Genomic DNA, 14767 nt, shown 5'->3' with positions numbered 1-14767 from the left:
TCTATCCTTTAATTTCAAACACTAGATGAAGGTTTAACTCAGGGTATATCTCACGCTTTGCATCAATATCAACCTTCCATTGACTGTATTCAATATCCAACTGACGCATTCTATAGCTCTTAACTTCTGGCAGACCTATTCGTTCAATCGCATTTCTTCTGGCTTTGAAGGAATACTCTCCTTTCTCAACGCTAAGTTCGAGTTCGTTCAAATGCTCAGCTAGCATGGAATCAAACAAAATTTTGCCTTGGACCTCAGCAGACTCTCTAAGCAATTGATATGCTTTTTCAGGCTCTGGATTTGAGCTTAAGTCGGACTCGAGAATATCTGAACATATTGCATCCCACACTCGATTAGATGCGGTAGAGAAATACTGGCCTGCTGTATTTATATAGATTGGCAAATACTGCAATTGACGTTCATCCTGACCAGAAAATCGAACACTCCAGAGGGACCAATACCCGGTCACACCGGAAGGCAGGGAAGGAACTCGCACAAGAGGTATGTTTTGGACTTCGCTCCAAATTGGTAAGTGTGTGCTCAAGCCTCTCACCTTTGGGTTTTCAAGAGTAATGTGCTTTAACCCTGGTGTTTTTTGCGCTTCCTTACTAATAAAGGTAATGTCTTCCCAGTTAGCGCCATCTGGCCATTTAATACATATCGATCCATTCTCAGCACGAGTAAATGACGCATCCGCACCTTGAGAGCTCTTGAAACTTAGAAACTGACTCACCATCTGCTCAACCCAATACGGCAAAGGGTGATCAATAACTTTCAGATAATCACTTGGATTTAGCGACTTTCCATCTGAAAACAAACCGTCTTGAGAACGTTTATCTCGAGCTCCACCCTGAATCACTTTCAAGGCTTTCGCTAATTCCTGATCCATCGTTTCCGGGTTCGATATGGATTCCATAAAGAGCTCATCAAAGAGATGATTTGCCTCGGCTGAGTCAAGTACGTCACTGGTTTTATCTACTCCGAATTCATCTAAGATGACTTGAAGCTTCGATTCCAGTACATCTCGCACTCTATGCTCCACAGAGTCTTCCAATACAAAGTTTAGAGCTCGCACGACATGGGGCTGGCCAATACGATCAACACGTCCAATGCGCTGCTCCATTCTCATTGGGTTCCAAGGCATATCGTAGTTTACAATGACGTGACAAAATTGAAGATTTAAACCTTCACCACCCGCGTCAGTAGAGATCAAAATTCGCGTATCACCAGCAAACGAAGCCTGTGCTCTTTTCCGCTCATGCATATCCATAGAGCCATTAAGCGTAACAACACTGATCCCCCTATCGGTAAAGAACTTCGTGAGCATCTGCTGCGTTGGCACAAACTCAGTAAAGACCAACATTTTTAGTTCAGGATCTTGCTCTTCTTGTTGAAGCTGATAGAGCCAGTCAATCAGTGCTTCTGCTTTAGTATCACTTTCTTTGGCGACGCATTCATTAGCAATATTCAACAAACGCTGTACATCAGCTTTCTCATTTGCCAACGCTTGCTTACTCGTTGCAATCAACTCATCTAATTGTGCTTGGCCATCAAGGTCCGCCCAGTCATCGGCAAAAGCTAGCGGAAGCTCATCTTCAATAACAGTATTCTCGAGTGACTGTAATCGCCTAGACAATGTCATTGCAATTGCTGCACTACTCGAGCTAACAAGGCGCTGCATCAAGATCATTAAAAAGCCAATAGCATTTTGTTTTTGAGCTTTTGCCTGGTTATAGCCTTCTTTTACATACTCAGAGACTTCTTCGTACAAGTGCCTCTGTAAAGCGTGTCTACTCTTCCAGGCCACAGGAATTAGCTCTGTCTTTCTAGGCTTAAATAATGGCTTACCTGTACCGTCTATTGATATTCGCTTTTCAGTTCTTACGACATAGGGCTGAACACGTTCTTTCGTAACACTCGAAACATCAGGAAAAGCCTCTTTATCAAGTAAGGCCATAAGTCTGTGAAAAGCGTCACTCTTGCCCTGGTGAGGTGTTGCCGACAGCAGCAATAAGTAGGGTGATGCTTCCGCCAGACCTTGCCCTAACTTATAACGTGCAACGAGCTCGGTACTGCCACCTAATCGATGCGCTTCATCGATGACAATGAGATCCCAACCTGCAGACAACAGATCATCGAACCTATGCTTGTTGTACTCATGAACTTGTTTAACCGACCAGCCTTTTCTGCTCTCAATTGGCTTTATGCTATCAACCGGACAAACGACCAAATCATGCCGAAGCCAAACATTGTCGTTTTCATCTACAGGTTTATTCTCCCCTGGGATGAGCAGATGAAATGATTCCCCAAAGTGAGTGCTCATCTCACTCACCCATTGGCTTACCAAGCCTTTAGGTGCGCACACCAAGATTCGTTTAGCCATCCCTCTTAGCTTGAGTTCTCGCATAACCAAGCCAGCCTCGATGGTTTTACCAAGCCCTACTTCATCTGCAAATAGATAACGGACTTGCTTGCGCGACATCGCTTTGTCGAGTGCTTTCAATTGGTGAGGCAATGGAATGACATTTGATTCTACAGGAGCAAGTAGAATGTCTTCTTTTTGAACATTCGCAATTTTGGCTGCGATACCAATGTAAGAGAAAAAATGTGGGCTAGGCGATTTATCCATAGAAGTGTTAGTCAAATCACCTGAAGGAACTTTTACTACGCTATCTTGTTGTTGGAGCCAAACACGATAAAAGCTCTGGCCCCAAAGGCCAGAGCTTTCTATCACTTTCACATATTGTTGATGGACCTGACTCCAAGCCCAATCACCGACATTTAAAAGTGTTGCCATTACCACTCATCATCCTCGGTAGAGGTTAGTGTTAACGCGTTATCGTAGAACATCAACAGCTTCTCATCCTCCTGGAGAACCGCAGGTGGAATTTTCGCCGAGATATCCAAAATGGTTTGGAAGTCTTGAGCTTCCCAAGCAGTATTAAAACCAGCTCGCAGTGCTTCAGCACGCGGTTGTTTGATTTTTTTCTTCGCTTCTTTATAGGTCTCGAACTCTTTAAGCAGTGCTCGAAGACGAACTTTCTCTAAATCGGCAGCCTTGTTTGGATCTGGCACGTACCAACGGTCTTTAGCCTTTGCAATAAGTTTCACTTCACTCTTATCTAAACCACGCATATCCTTGAAGTTGGTAGATAGATAAGTATGAATCTGAGATGGAACATCTTCTTTACCATCATATTTAATAAAGTTCTGCTCAAGAAGGGTTGATAGCTCAAGCTCTAACTCATTTTTCTTCCAACCAGAGAGCTCGTTCAAAAATAATGGATGAATCTCAGAATATGTTTTTGGTTTGTTCTTTAATTCTTGTCGTATCCATTCAATAGCAGACGCTTCATCATCAACGAAAATAGAAAATTGCTTAATTTTATGTGACTCAGCTCTCTTTTTATCATATTCGGTTACTTGCTCAGGCAAGAAGAACATACCATCTCGCTCAGAAAACTTTGCTCTTAGCCCTATTTGAAAATCTAATGATGATAGAGGAACCTCACGAGTATTACGTATAAAATAAGCGACAACCTGATCAAATAATATCCTAGGATCTCGCTCAGAAATAGTCACTAGCTCGTTCCCTTCGTACTTTATTACTGGTAAGTATTTCAAGTGGTTTTTTACAAAATCCCAGACGCCGTCTTCATCAGTTTCCATTTTAAAACGTTCTGAAAACTCATCACTAGGTTTATAAGCAGATATAACTAAGTCTTGTTTAACAGCAGTTGGGGTCATAACTGCTTTAAAGCTACCTTGCTTTTTATCCAAAGCAGACACGTTAGCCACAACAAATCCAGCCTCAGACAAAGCACTTTGAATAGAGTTCCAAACACTCGCTTTAGTGTTAGAAAACTCCACAGTAATCCAGCGCCCAGGCTTCAATACGCGATTGGCTTCCCTAAAGCAGCGAGCCATCAACTGTCTGTAGTCATTTACAGTCTTACTCTGAGCCGTATTTTCTATCGCCTCAAGGACATTATTAGTTCGAACTTTTAACCAATACTCCCAAATAGAACTAAGTTCGGAATAGTTTATGTTCGCGCCAAATGGTGGATCTATAAACACATAATCTAAACTATTATCAGGAATCGAAACTTTTGTACTTGATTGTGTGGATATAACTTGGCAATGCTTAGACTTCATTGTAACAAAAGCCCTTAATATTGAAGAAAGTCGATCTCCCCACTGCTCAAAGATGGATGTTTCAATAGGCAGAGATGAAACATAAAGAGTGCCTTTAAGATACCCGGCATTCCAACCACCTCCACCAAAAAAGAACTTTTTAAGATGGATTCGATTCATTTGTGTTGCACGATTCAGGATCCCCGTGAACACAAATTTCGATGCATGTGTATCAATTCTTTTCAAGATTGAAGCTAAAGCCCAAACGTTCCTCTTAGTGTAAAAATGGTGAACGTGAGTAATACCTGCTGGATCATTTCTTCTTGTTTCTTTGCCCTCCATCATACGATCAGTCGGAAACCAATGAGGTATTTTCATTGAGCGTATTTTTTCTACCAGTTCATAGTCAAATGTATCCGGTTTTTTCTCATACCTTTTACCTTCAAACGTATAATAAATATGTACTGGAACCGATTTCACCACAGAGACAGTTTCAGAGAGCGAATCATCAAAATACGATTCAAATACTCTATCTAATTTTTTCTTGCTGTTTATCGAACCGCAGCTAGGACATGGAATATCTTCTCTTACTGCCCCTTTTTTATTGTCTACAGCCTCATCCCAAAAAATGAGTTCATGAGAACACTCCGGACAACTAAACACCTCTGACCAGACGACATAATTTATTCTCGCCGAATCACCATTTGAATGCTTTGTTTCATACATCCAACCACATTCATCTTCAACCTCGCGTAAAATTGCAAGTGCATCACTCTTTATTTTTTGTACATCTTTAGGTGCTGAATAATTATGAGAAATAAATGATGCAGTCGGAGATAAGTCATTTAACACTACATTCCTAGTGCCAACTTTCGAAAAACCAATTCCATTTTCATCTAAAATTGACAGGTCATTAGCAACTTTATAACCTAGCTTTTCAATAGCCTCCCTATCGCCACACATCTGCGCAGCAACTGCAGTCATTCCCGAACCACAAAAACTATCCAGTATAATATCACCAGGCTTTGTATAGTGTAGTATGTAACGCATAATTGCTTGGTGAGGCACCTTTGTATGATATGAATGCGCCTTGTATATAGGGTCCTGCTTTCCTTCACTAACGTCCGCAGCAAAGGGCTCTCGGTGATAATTTATTTCATAGCATTGCTTCTGCGCAGCCCAAAGGTCTATAAACTCATTTACCCATGGATTAGGGCAAGCAGTATAATATGGCGGGTCAGAAAGCTCCAAGATTGCTTCGTCAGTCCCGATAGGAAAACCTTCAATCGCTCTAAATTCTGGATCTTTTAATTTTTCGCGCAATTGTTCGATAAAATGGGCTCTACGAGCCTCATCACTCTCAAAAGTAATCCCCAGACATTCTACCGGTCCAGAGTTTTTTTTCTCGCCTTCAGTACCAAACAGGCTTTCTTGATTCATTGTTCATTCTCTTTTGAAGTCAGTAACATATACTGACCTCGGTTTACTTAGTTGGTATCGGATTAATCAATAATGATTCGCACTTTGCTGCTATCTTTGCCTTTGCAATGTGTGTGAAGTAGTTCTTCAAAGCGAGCTTTAACATCCTCCAATCTTTGCGGCGTTCCTTTACCAAAAGTTGCAACCAAATCCATTGTAGATATTCTCACTTCTTCAAGACCAGACAGAACCTCATTTACACCAGCGATAAACTCTTTGCTCACTGGAAGTGACAGAGCTCCTGAAGTAATAAATGAATGGATTTCATTTCGTTGCAACTCTGGCAATAAACTCAGTTGTAAGAACGGGTCATCAGCTAGCGACGATTTTAAACTATGAGTCCACTCAGACAACATGTCGCTTAGCTTTGTATCTAACTGAGTTAAACGTTCACTTGCTGAAACTTTACTGCTCTCATTACGCGGTGAAAAGTTAACTGGATTTGGAGTCAACTCAAGTGTTTTAGAGTCTATTGACTCCGCAACTTGTAAAGCAGCACACTCAGTTCTCCACTGCTTAACTTGTTCTGCAGGAAGTAATGAGATACTAGACAGCGCCTCTAGCGTTTGTAGACGTTCATCTGCAATCAGTGCCGCTTTCTTTTTATCCTGCTCCATTGTTAAACGAGCCGATTGGTACAAAGCAACATAGCGCTGTATATACGCTTTTTTAAGCTGTTGCAGATTTGCTAGCTGCGCTTGCTTAAAGCTTGACGCTAATCGTGTAGTTTTATCTTCAATACCATTTCTAAGTGCTAGCGCTGCATCTCGCACATCAGATTGCCACTCATCATTCTCATCAAGAATGAGCTGAGCTTCTTTAAGATATTGAGCGTATTCAGCGAAGCTATCCACCACTTCCAAAAGTTGTTTAAAGCTCTTCCACTCTTTCAAAGTTTCTGCGTGCTCTACAATTGACTCCGCTGATTCTTTGAAGTTCTTGAGTTTACCTGGCGTATTGAAACGCTGTAGAGACTCAAGGAATGTTTTCGTTTTACCCAAACGATCTGCTAACAGTGTCGCTTCATTTTCAGCAAGGACATGGTTGCCCCACAACATAAGTCGCTGTTTTACAAGCTGCTGATCGTGAACGAGAGACTTAACTAACTTTTCAATCTCTTGTCCCATAGTACGAACAACACTTTCATCACCTTGTTGGATTGAAGTCGCTAAGCCCTCATTCATCCCAAGTAATTCAAGGACAGCTTTAATCGCACTAACATTAAAGTCCTTTGGTGCTTGGATGTGTTTGAAGTCGATCAATGTAGCAAAATCGATTCCTTTCAACGCATCAACGTCACTTGCAGTAATGACTTTGCCCACCACTGATAGCTCTATCTCTCCTGCATGAACTAACGTTGCTAGGATCACAAGTAGCCATTCAGGCTCCAATCGGTAAGTACCTGGTTTGAAATATAGGCGAGCGTGAACTGCCTCTAGTAGCTCACTTTGATTAACGACTTGACCGTGGCCTTTTGCTGCGAGTACTTCTAGTACTGCTTGAGCATACCGAGAGCTTTTTGGTTTTAGCTTATCACCATCAAGTAGTTCAAGTGCATCAAGTACAGCGGTAGCACGTTTAGTTGCAGCGCCACCAGCTAAATAGCTCAGTACATCTTTGCTTGCGACACTGATGGTATCTTCAGTAATACGCTGTGAGAACTTAGGGTATTCTGGAGCAAGAGACTGGAAGTAACCTTCCAGAATAAAGCTTGCTACCGCTTCGAAGATGTCTTTAACACTACCATGGTCACTGTCTGCAATACCTGTGATATCGCGAATAGTTGCTCCCTTCAACCAGTCCATAATTGGCTTAGACTTACCATTGTATTGGACTTCAAATGCGTCTTTGATGTTGGCGCGAATCCATTTAATCATCTCACCAAGATAACCGTCCGCTTTGATCTTGTATGTCTGCTGTGCACTGCCTGTCGCTAGTGCACGTAACGCTACAGATGCCGCATAGTTCTTTAGAGATTGATTAAACTCTTCACTACGGTTCTTTAGAACAAACTGCACTTCATCTTCACGGATAAACTCTTTCTTTTGCTTCGGTGGGTTCTCAGGCTGAATGAAGTACATGTAGTAATCTAACTGAGGTTTCGCGGTTTCACGCTCGTTAGGAGAGCCAAGGAACAGCCATCCAGGACGACTAACGTTTCTGTCCAACCACTTCAGTTCATGCTGCCACATCGCTGTTTTTGATTGTTGAGAGTCTGTTTGCTCTAAGATCTCTAACATTGCCGCTCTGTAAGCAGAGTTGATGCTATCTGGGGACAATCCTGCAGCTTTTGCTTCAATATGTGCATCAAAGTCTTCGGTCTTTTTCAGGTCCAGATAAAACTGATCGTTGGTTTTGTTCTTAGAGAAAAACTGACCATTAACAGTACGGCGAACCTTAGTTAGCACAGTGACAATGTGATTCTCCAAGTTCTTGCTCTTATCGCCAGGCATGATCTCGATGTTCTTTAAATACAAACATAAAGAGTCACGTAGTTCAGCTGCTGTTGCCCCCATCTCTGCATAAATATCGCCTACCGCCATACGGTGGATCGCGAGACCTGCTACCAATCGTTTGGCAAACTCTTTCTCACCTGGAGTTGGGTACGCTTGATCAATGCGATCTACTAGAAGCTCACCTGTTTCAATGACTTGACCAACCTCAGGGTTAGTCTTCATGCTTGGCTCACTGCTTAGCTCGTTCCAGTAGGTATCGTAAGAAAAGATCCCCGGTACATCTTGAGGCACTTCGTCTTCCATCAATTCTTTCATCTGACGGGAAAGACTTTTCAGTACTTGACGATTTTCAAGACCGGCCATTCGCACTCGTTCGAACGTGTTGATGTAATCTGGGTGCACAGGGAACATACGAACAAACTCGTCTAAACGCTCGTTCATTTTGTCGTAATAAGGCGTAAACTTTTGCAGATATTCGCGAATCCATTCCTGTTGCTGGGCATCTTTCTTTAGCAGACGTTCAGCAACAACATATTTGATATCTTCACGAGCAATCAGTACTTGCTCTGCACGGTCACGAATTCGTTTTACTTCCTTAGATAGAAACTCTAGCTGCGTGCTATCAAAAATCGCTTCCTGAACACCAGCCATAAAGCGGAAGCGTGTACCATCAATCACCTCACCGATAACTCGAAGAATCGCGATGTCTAACGGTAGCTCCTGTTCATTTCGAGAGCGGAAATAATCTAGCATCTCATCACAAACCAGAAGCAAACCATGATCTGGATATTTTTCATGGAATGTGGCCATCATCTCTTCAAAATAAGGTTTGTGGTTTGAAGAGATTTCAGTCATCGGAGGGAATTCATAGTCCACTCCCATATCGGCTAAGCCATCAGTCAAGTTTTGTGTAACGATATCAGTCAGCGCCATTTTTGATGCACCGATTTCGAATCGAATAACTTTAAACTTACCCGCAATCTTGTCTGCTGCACTGCGAACAATATCATTTGAAACATGGCTTGCTAAGTCTGGAAATTCTGCAACTGCGGAGATAACGGACATCAAGTGAGACTTACCTGAACCATAGTTACCCACGATCCAAAGCGCTTTGTTATCGACTGACTCTTCATACTGAAGTTGTTCGATAATGACATTACTCAGCTTCTGAGACATCTTGTCTGAGATCACATATGACGAAACCAAGCCTACCGCTTTGTCATGGTCACTTGATGTCTTAAGCTGAATGTTAGCTGTTACAGATTCGAACTGAATCAAGTCGCCGTACTTCTTCATTTCATTACTCCGTTGCAGGCGTCGATCACCTGAATATCGTTTAATTCTTTTAATGGATAGGTTTTATAATCTGGTTTACCTGGTTTGGAGTATACCACTGACGTTTCTGTTATCTCTCCGGGCCATATGGCTACTACAGTCTTAGACTTAGCTATCCCTTTTAATAGCCTCATAGGGTCATTATCTAAAGCTGGCTCAAACAACACATCGAGCTTTGTAAGCCAAACAGAACTTCCGCAATCATTGGCAATTTTGTCAACTTCAGCTTCAAGTCGCCTAACTCTCTCTCTAATCGACAAACTAACTAGCTTACGAGCAAGCCCTTTTGAGAGGTTAACGAAACCAATAGAGTTGTTGAGAATTTCAGCCTCAATTTCGCGACGAAAATCCTCCGGGATTACCACAAATACTAACTTGAAGGAGCGATACTCTGCTTCTAAACATGCATTTTGAACATGTTGTAACAATTGCTCTGTCAGGCGAAAACTAGTAATAGATGTGCTCATGAGCAGTCCTTATCATCTAGACCACGTTTATCAACCTGATAACCGGGTGCCAACTGAATGTTTTCGACACCAAAAATCGATTCTACTTCCTTGAGCGCTAAATGATATTGGTTCGAATCAAGAACATGCGTTCTTGAGCAATCCACCGACCAATAACGGAGAAAATAACCAGCGAGAGCTGCTCGTATTTCAACTTTAAGCTCACCACCAGTCATTGCATAATCAAGCTCTATCGCTTCTTTAAATGAAGCATTTGGGTGTGGTATTAGTGTCAAATCGACAACCCTATTCCACTGCTTATCTGAAGCTCGAAATTGAGTTTCGCCTATTGAAGTACTTACGATGGATAGATGCTTGAAACGAGTTGCAACAAAATCTCTAAAGCTTGATGAATCACGGTCATACGCTCGAACATGCCATCGCTTACCATTGTTGACTAATGCATGAGGAACTATAATTCTCTTCTTACATCCTGACGATAAAGACACATATTCACATTCAACCGCTGACTTTTGAGTGATCGCGCGCATCAGTGTCGAAATCACATCCGCATTTGGGTGGACAAGACTCAGATTGTCAATACAAGATGGACTGTGCACTACAGGAGATGACATCCCGTCACCAAACCCTTTAGCTAAACCGTACAGGATGGATTCTGGTTCATGTTCAAACAGCGCTTGAAAACTATCTAACCGATGGTAAGACTTTGTCTGGTGGATTAGCTCCATATTCGCCGGAGCCAAATCCTTATACGCCGCGAAATCCCTAGTTGCTGCTGCTAAACCAGTCTGAAACTTATCTATCAGATCCGCTCTACTAACTTCACCAAAATAATTCAAACTGAAGTCTATAAAAGCCAACCTTTCGCGCTGAGCATGAGACAGCTCTTCAAGTTTTTTCATTTGAAACTTATGTTGTTTATCACTGCCTGCAATATACAACACCACACAGAAGCATGCAATCAAAATGATTACATCATTGACCAGATATTGATTAGATTTGTTTCCATAAGCTTCCTTGCTAGCTAACCAGTAAATGTGCTCCTCAGTTCAAACAATACCCAACAGCATGCTTATATAATACAAGTCAGTTATCGCTATCAGAGAAACCATGTGTCTAATTACAAAGAGTTAAAACGTCGCCAACGAGCTGAACGTGATATGTATCCTCAGAACCTTAGCCTACGTGTCCATCGTGCCTTGAGCTGGCTGAATAAGTCAGAACTTTGTGATGATGATGACTCTAAGTTTATTTTCCTGTGGATAGCATTCAATTCAGCTTATGCGCAAGAGTTTGACCAGCGGCAACACTATGGAGAGCAAGGGCTGTATGGGAAATTCTTGGAGAAGCTCATCACTTGTGATCAGCGAGAGCAATTACACAATTTAGTTTGGGACGAGTACTCCAACACTATTCGAGTGATCTTGGGTAACGAGTTTATCCTCCAGGCATATTGGGATTATCATGCAGGAAGAATTACTGAAGATAGCTGGAAGAACGAACGCAGCAAAGCCAAAGTCGCCGCTAACAAAGCACTGAGTCAAAATGATACGGCGAAAGTCCTATCTATACTGTTTTCTCGCCTATACACCCTACGTAACCAGCTAATCCATGGCGGAGCTACTTACTTGAGCTCGGCAAATAGGCAGCAGCTCAAAGACTGCTGCAGTATTCTAGAAAAACTAGTTCCGAGTATTATTGAAATCATGATGGACTCAGCAGACAAGATTTGGGGAGAAGCTGTTTATCCACTTATCAACCATAACTAGCTCATTGAGTAGTTAAAGCCCTTGAGAATCATCGTTACTAACAAACAGCTCGTTGATTATTGTGATATATCGCTCAGCCACTGTGCTAACCTCTCGATAAGCCATCTCGAGAATCATTGATACCTGCTCATTGTTTTCAAGAGGTACGTAGTTTTTCTCGTCCATATAAGATTCAATCGCCTTAACCTTGTCATCCCGCCCTTCTAGGAACTCACGAAAATCTTTGCTTGCTTTTGCGCTATTACATTCTCTACAGCTCGGTACCAGATTTCCAAGTCGATGCTCTCCTAGGTAAACCTTATTAATAGGGATTGCGTGCTCAATCACCAGCTCCTTTGACTCTCCACAATAAGCACATTGATGGTTGAAGTAGGCTTTGGTTGCCTGCCAATCCTCTTTAGAAAACTGCTCTGTTCCAAGGTTACTAAGGATATTTCGCACTAATAGGTTTTGAGCATTGCCTATCGCATTACCACGGTAGCGGCTATTGGCTCTGGCAGTTGGTGCTGATAGCTTGTGCGAGAGTGTTGTTCTTGATTCAAGTGACTCACTCTCCAACGGAGATTGGTCATAGTCGATGCCGATTCGTTTTAAGTATTTAACAAAGTAAACCGCATCTTTTTCAAACCACTGGCTACATGCACGAACAGTTTGCCCACGGACCAAGTAAACTTTGGTCCAGTATCGTTTGGATAAATCCGAAGGAAGGCTACTGATTGGAATCAAAAAAGGAAAGTTAAGGTTAAAATTGCGCTTGGAGTAATCAGCATCGCAAAGACGCTCGAACTCATTGTGATTTTTTTGCTCACAATACTCCAGTATCTTGGGCAGAAGTGCCTGTACTAACTTTCCAATTTTCATGTATAACCTCAACGTTAATTGCCACGACCGCCCACGTAAAGTTTATAGCCAAATATGACTTTATTAGCTAAAAAATCCTTTCACAGCGCGATCTCGAACCTGTACCCGCCATTCCAACCATTCGTTTATGTCGCTTTCAAACCAGGCGACTGTTCGTGACCCAATTGGCACGCTTACCGGAAACTCTCCTTTTCTAATTTGGTTGTAAATAGCTGATTTACTTAAACCTGTTTTCTCTCTCACCTCGTCTAACCTCAAGAACCTCATCTCATTTTCCTCATATTAGTTTTCAACAGACGTTAAGCCCCGGCTAGGGGTATAGGGACGTCCGAGGAAGTCCACATTCAATAAAATGGCCCAGCTGAAATAAACACCAGACCATAAAACCTGTTTCTTACCCCCATCCCTACATAGATTAAGTAAGTCCCAGTAGGTTTATTCTCCACAGCTAAATACGACTAGGCATTTAGTCGATTCAAAGAAATTTCAGGTACATATCATCCAAGTGCGTATACCCACTAACAGGAGTTTCTATATGCACGATTCAAGTAACCGACACTATTCATTCCGTGAGCCAGTCTCTGCCCATCAAGTATTGGAAAAAGCCGCTGAAATAATCGCGGAGAAATATATGAGAGGAGATGTATTTTGCAATCCCAATGCAACGAAGGATTACATCAAGTACAGACTGGGAAGCTATGAACGGGAAGTGTTCGCTCTCATGCTTCTCGATAATCAGCACCGCCTGATTGAGTTCAATGAGCTCTTCTACGGCACGATAGACAGCGCCAGTGTTTACCCGAGAGAAGTGGTCAAAGTCTGCCTAGAGAAGAATGCAGCCGCTGTCATACTGGCTCACAATCACCCTTCCGGAGACGCCACACCATCACAGTCCGATAGGCGCATCACGCAAAGACTCAAGGACGCATTGGCGCTGATAGATGTTCGCATACTGGACCATATCGTAGTAGGCGAAGACTGCTACTCGATGACGGAAGGAGGCATGCTATGAGCAATGCTTTAAAAGAGATGGCATCAGCCTTTCAGCTTGCAAGTCTCCACCAGCTCACTGAGCTCATCCTGAGCTGTTACAACATTCCAGAAGACAGCAAACGTGTGGTCCTTAACTTTAAGGTCTCGAGCTTCTACACCGAACGGTGCGGTATCCAGCCAGTGGAGATACAGCTTGAACGAGCCACTCAGGACTCTCCTTGGGAGCTTCGCTTCATTGCTACCTTTGATTACCCGGATGAGAATGCAGAAAACGTCGATGTCGCGCTGTACTTCAACTTTAAGTACCGATGGTTCTATCAACCAGATATCGAACGGTGCGAATTATTCCGCCCGGAAGTCATTGCGCTATTCATCGCTTGGCTTAAGGCCTTTATCGGTCACCTTCAAGACAACCAGTTCGACACGCGGACTCTGACAGTCGTCAGTCGCTTCTGAGCAATACGATTCTAACGATTTTCACATCGACCACAACAACCTGACTACACACCCATTAACAAGGAGGTAGCGATGTCTACCACTACACACGCGAAAGCGTTATTTAATAAATGCCCTTTGTCTATCTCACCTCGGATGCAAGCCGTACTGATAGACCACATCAACACCAAGGCTAACGATTCCGTTACCGCCATTACGCTGAACTTTCGTGATACCAGTTACAACGCTGAGGCTGGTGGCTTTCATCCTGTCGAAATTGCCATGCAGAAAGACAGTGCACAGCGTTGGTCGATTCTCTACATCACTGACTTCGCCTATATGGGGAATGCCTACTATCCAGAGCTTGAACGTAATGTCGATTTCGATATCGGCAACAGCATGGCATTTTTAACTGGTGTAGGTTGGCAAGCCATCGATGCTTATGGCGTGAATGATTTCTATCAGCTTTGGGAGAGTAACTTTTTGTCTTATCTGGAGATGGATGCATTTGATGAGATAAAGCTATCCTGACATTGAATAGGTCTATTGAGTAGTAGCAGGTGTTACAAGGCACCTGTTACTCATCTCTGTTAGCAGACTTTAAACAGAATCACTATCTCACTCTGAGTAGAGTTAACACTGTCCTACTAACGGGTTCTAAACAAAAAGAAGAACCAAGAAAAAGGATGTCGCACTAACGTGCTCCACTCTCTTTATAGAGACCCCAGCGTTTTGATACCCCCACCTGACCCCAGCAAACGTCTGTCTACTGAGGCCAAGAGCTGTGATGACTCACTGCTCTCATAGATATAGTTAAGTTTGAGTAAAAAAATTCAAA

General features: G+C 42.6%; 11 protein-coding genes. 4 read left to right on the top strand and 7 right to left on the bottom strand.

The window, feature by feature from the left end:
• Position 1: 1 nt before the first annotated feature.
• From KIV41_RS14310 to KIV41_RS14290, 5 genes are all read right to left on the bottom strand, one after another.
• Positions 2-2797, bottom strand: coding sequence for a DEAD/DEAH box helicase (locus KIV41_RS14310; RefSeq protein WP_285336852.1), 2796 nt, complete (start codon positions 2795-2797; stop codon positions 2-4).
• Positions 2797-5574: a DNA methyltransferase gene (locus KIV41_RS14305; RefSeq protein WP_285336851.1), complete on the bottom strand. Its 2778-nt coding sequence runs from the start codon at positions 5572-5574 to the stop codon at positions 2797-2799. The genes KIV41_RS14310 and KIV41_RS14305 overlap by 1 nt, the downstream gene beginning before the upstream one ends.
• A 62-nt stretch (positions 5575-5636) precedes the next feature.
• The gene (locus KIV41_RS14300) at positions 5637-9365 is read right to left on the bottom strand and encodes a DUF6079 family protein (protein ID WP_285336850.1); all 3729 of its coding nucleotides are present in this window, start codon (positions 9363-9365) and stop codon (positions 5637-5639) included.
• Positions 9362-9871: a BREX-3 system P-loop-containing protein BrxF gene (gene brxF / locus KIV41_RS14295; protein ID WP_285336849.1), complete on the bottom strand. Its 510-nt coding sequence runs from the start codon at positions 9869-9871 to the stop codon at positions 9362-9364. The genes KIV41_RS14300 and brxF overlap by 4 nt, the downstream gene beginning before the upstream one ends.
• On the bottom strand, positions 9868-10773 hold the full coding sequence (locus KIV41_RS14290) for a WYL domain-containing protein (RefSeq protein WP_285336848.1): 906 nt from the start codon (positions 10771-10773) through the stop codon (positions 9868-9870). Before KIV41_RS14290 ends, brxF begins: the two co-directional genes overlap by 4 nt.
• Before the next feature lie 210 nt (positions 10774-10983).
• Here KIV41_RS14290 and KIV41_RS14285 point away from each other — a divergent pair, with 210 nt between their 5' ends.
• Positions 10984-11640 carry a HEPN domain-containing protein gene (locus tag KIV41_RS14285; protein WP_285336847.1) on the top strand — a complete coding sequence of 219 codons (657 nt, stop codon included), beginning with the start codon at positions 10984-10986 and terminating at the stop codon, positions 11638-11640.
• A gap of 12 nt (positions 11641-11652) precedes the next feature.
• Here the strand turns inward: KIV41_RS14285 and KIV41_RS14280 are convergent, their stop codons facing one another.
• Both KIV41_RS14280 and KIV41_RS14275 read right to left on the bottom strand, forming a co-directional pair.
• Positions 11653-12501 carry an HNH endonuclease gene (locus tag KIV41_RS14280; RefSeq protein WP_285336846.1) on the bottom strand — a complete coding sequence of 283 codons (849 nt, stop codon included), beginning with the start codon at positions 12499-12501 and terminating at the stop codon, positions 11653-11655.
• Between the two features lie 63 nt (positions 12502-12564).
• Positions 12565-12768, bottom strand: a complete 204-nt coding sequence (locus KIV41_RS14275) for an AlpA family transcriptional regulator (RefSeq protein WP_285336845.1) — start codon at positions 12766-12768, stop codon at positions 12565-12567.
• Between the two features lie 268 nt (positions 12769-13036).
• Between KIV41_RS14275 and radC the strand changes: the two genes are divergently transcribed.
• From radC to KIV41_RS14260, 3 genes are all read left to right on the top strand, one after another.
• Positions 13037-13513, top strand: coding sequence for a DNA repair protein RadC (radC, locus tag KIV41_RS14270; RefSeq protein ID WP_213868346.1), 477 nt, complete (start codon positions 13037-13039; stop codon positions 13511-13513).
• The gene (locus KIV41_RS14265) at positions 13510-13950 is read left to right on the top strand and encodes a DUF2787 family protein (protein WP_285336842.1); all 441 of its coding nucleotides are present in this window, start codon (positions 13510-13512) and stop codon (positions 13948-13950) included. The genes radC and KIV41_RS14265 overlap by 4 nt, the downstream gene beginning before the upstream one ends.
• A 72-nt stretch (positions 13951-14022) precedes the next feature.
• Positions 14023-14460: a DUF2787 family protein gene (locus KIV41_RS14260; RefSeq protein WP_285336841.1), complete on the top strand. Its 438-nt coding sequence runs from the start codon at positions 14023-14025 to the stop codon at positions 14458-14460.
• The last annotated feature ends 307 nt before the right edge of the window (positions 14461-14767 follow it).

Origin of the sequence: Vibrio sp. D401a (assembly GCF_030248515.1) — a bacterium.
Taxonomy (GTDB): Bacteria; Pseudomonadota; Gammaproteobacteria; order Enterobacterales; family Vibrionaceae; genus Vibrio; species Vibrio rotiferianus.
This window is presented reverse-complemented; position numbering and strand designations above follow the sequence as displayed.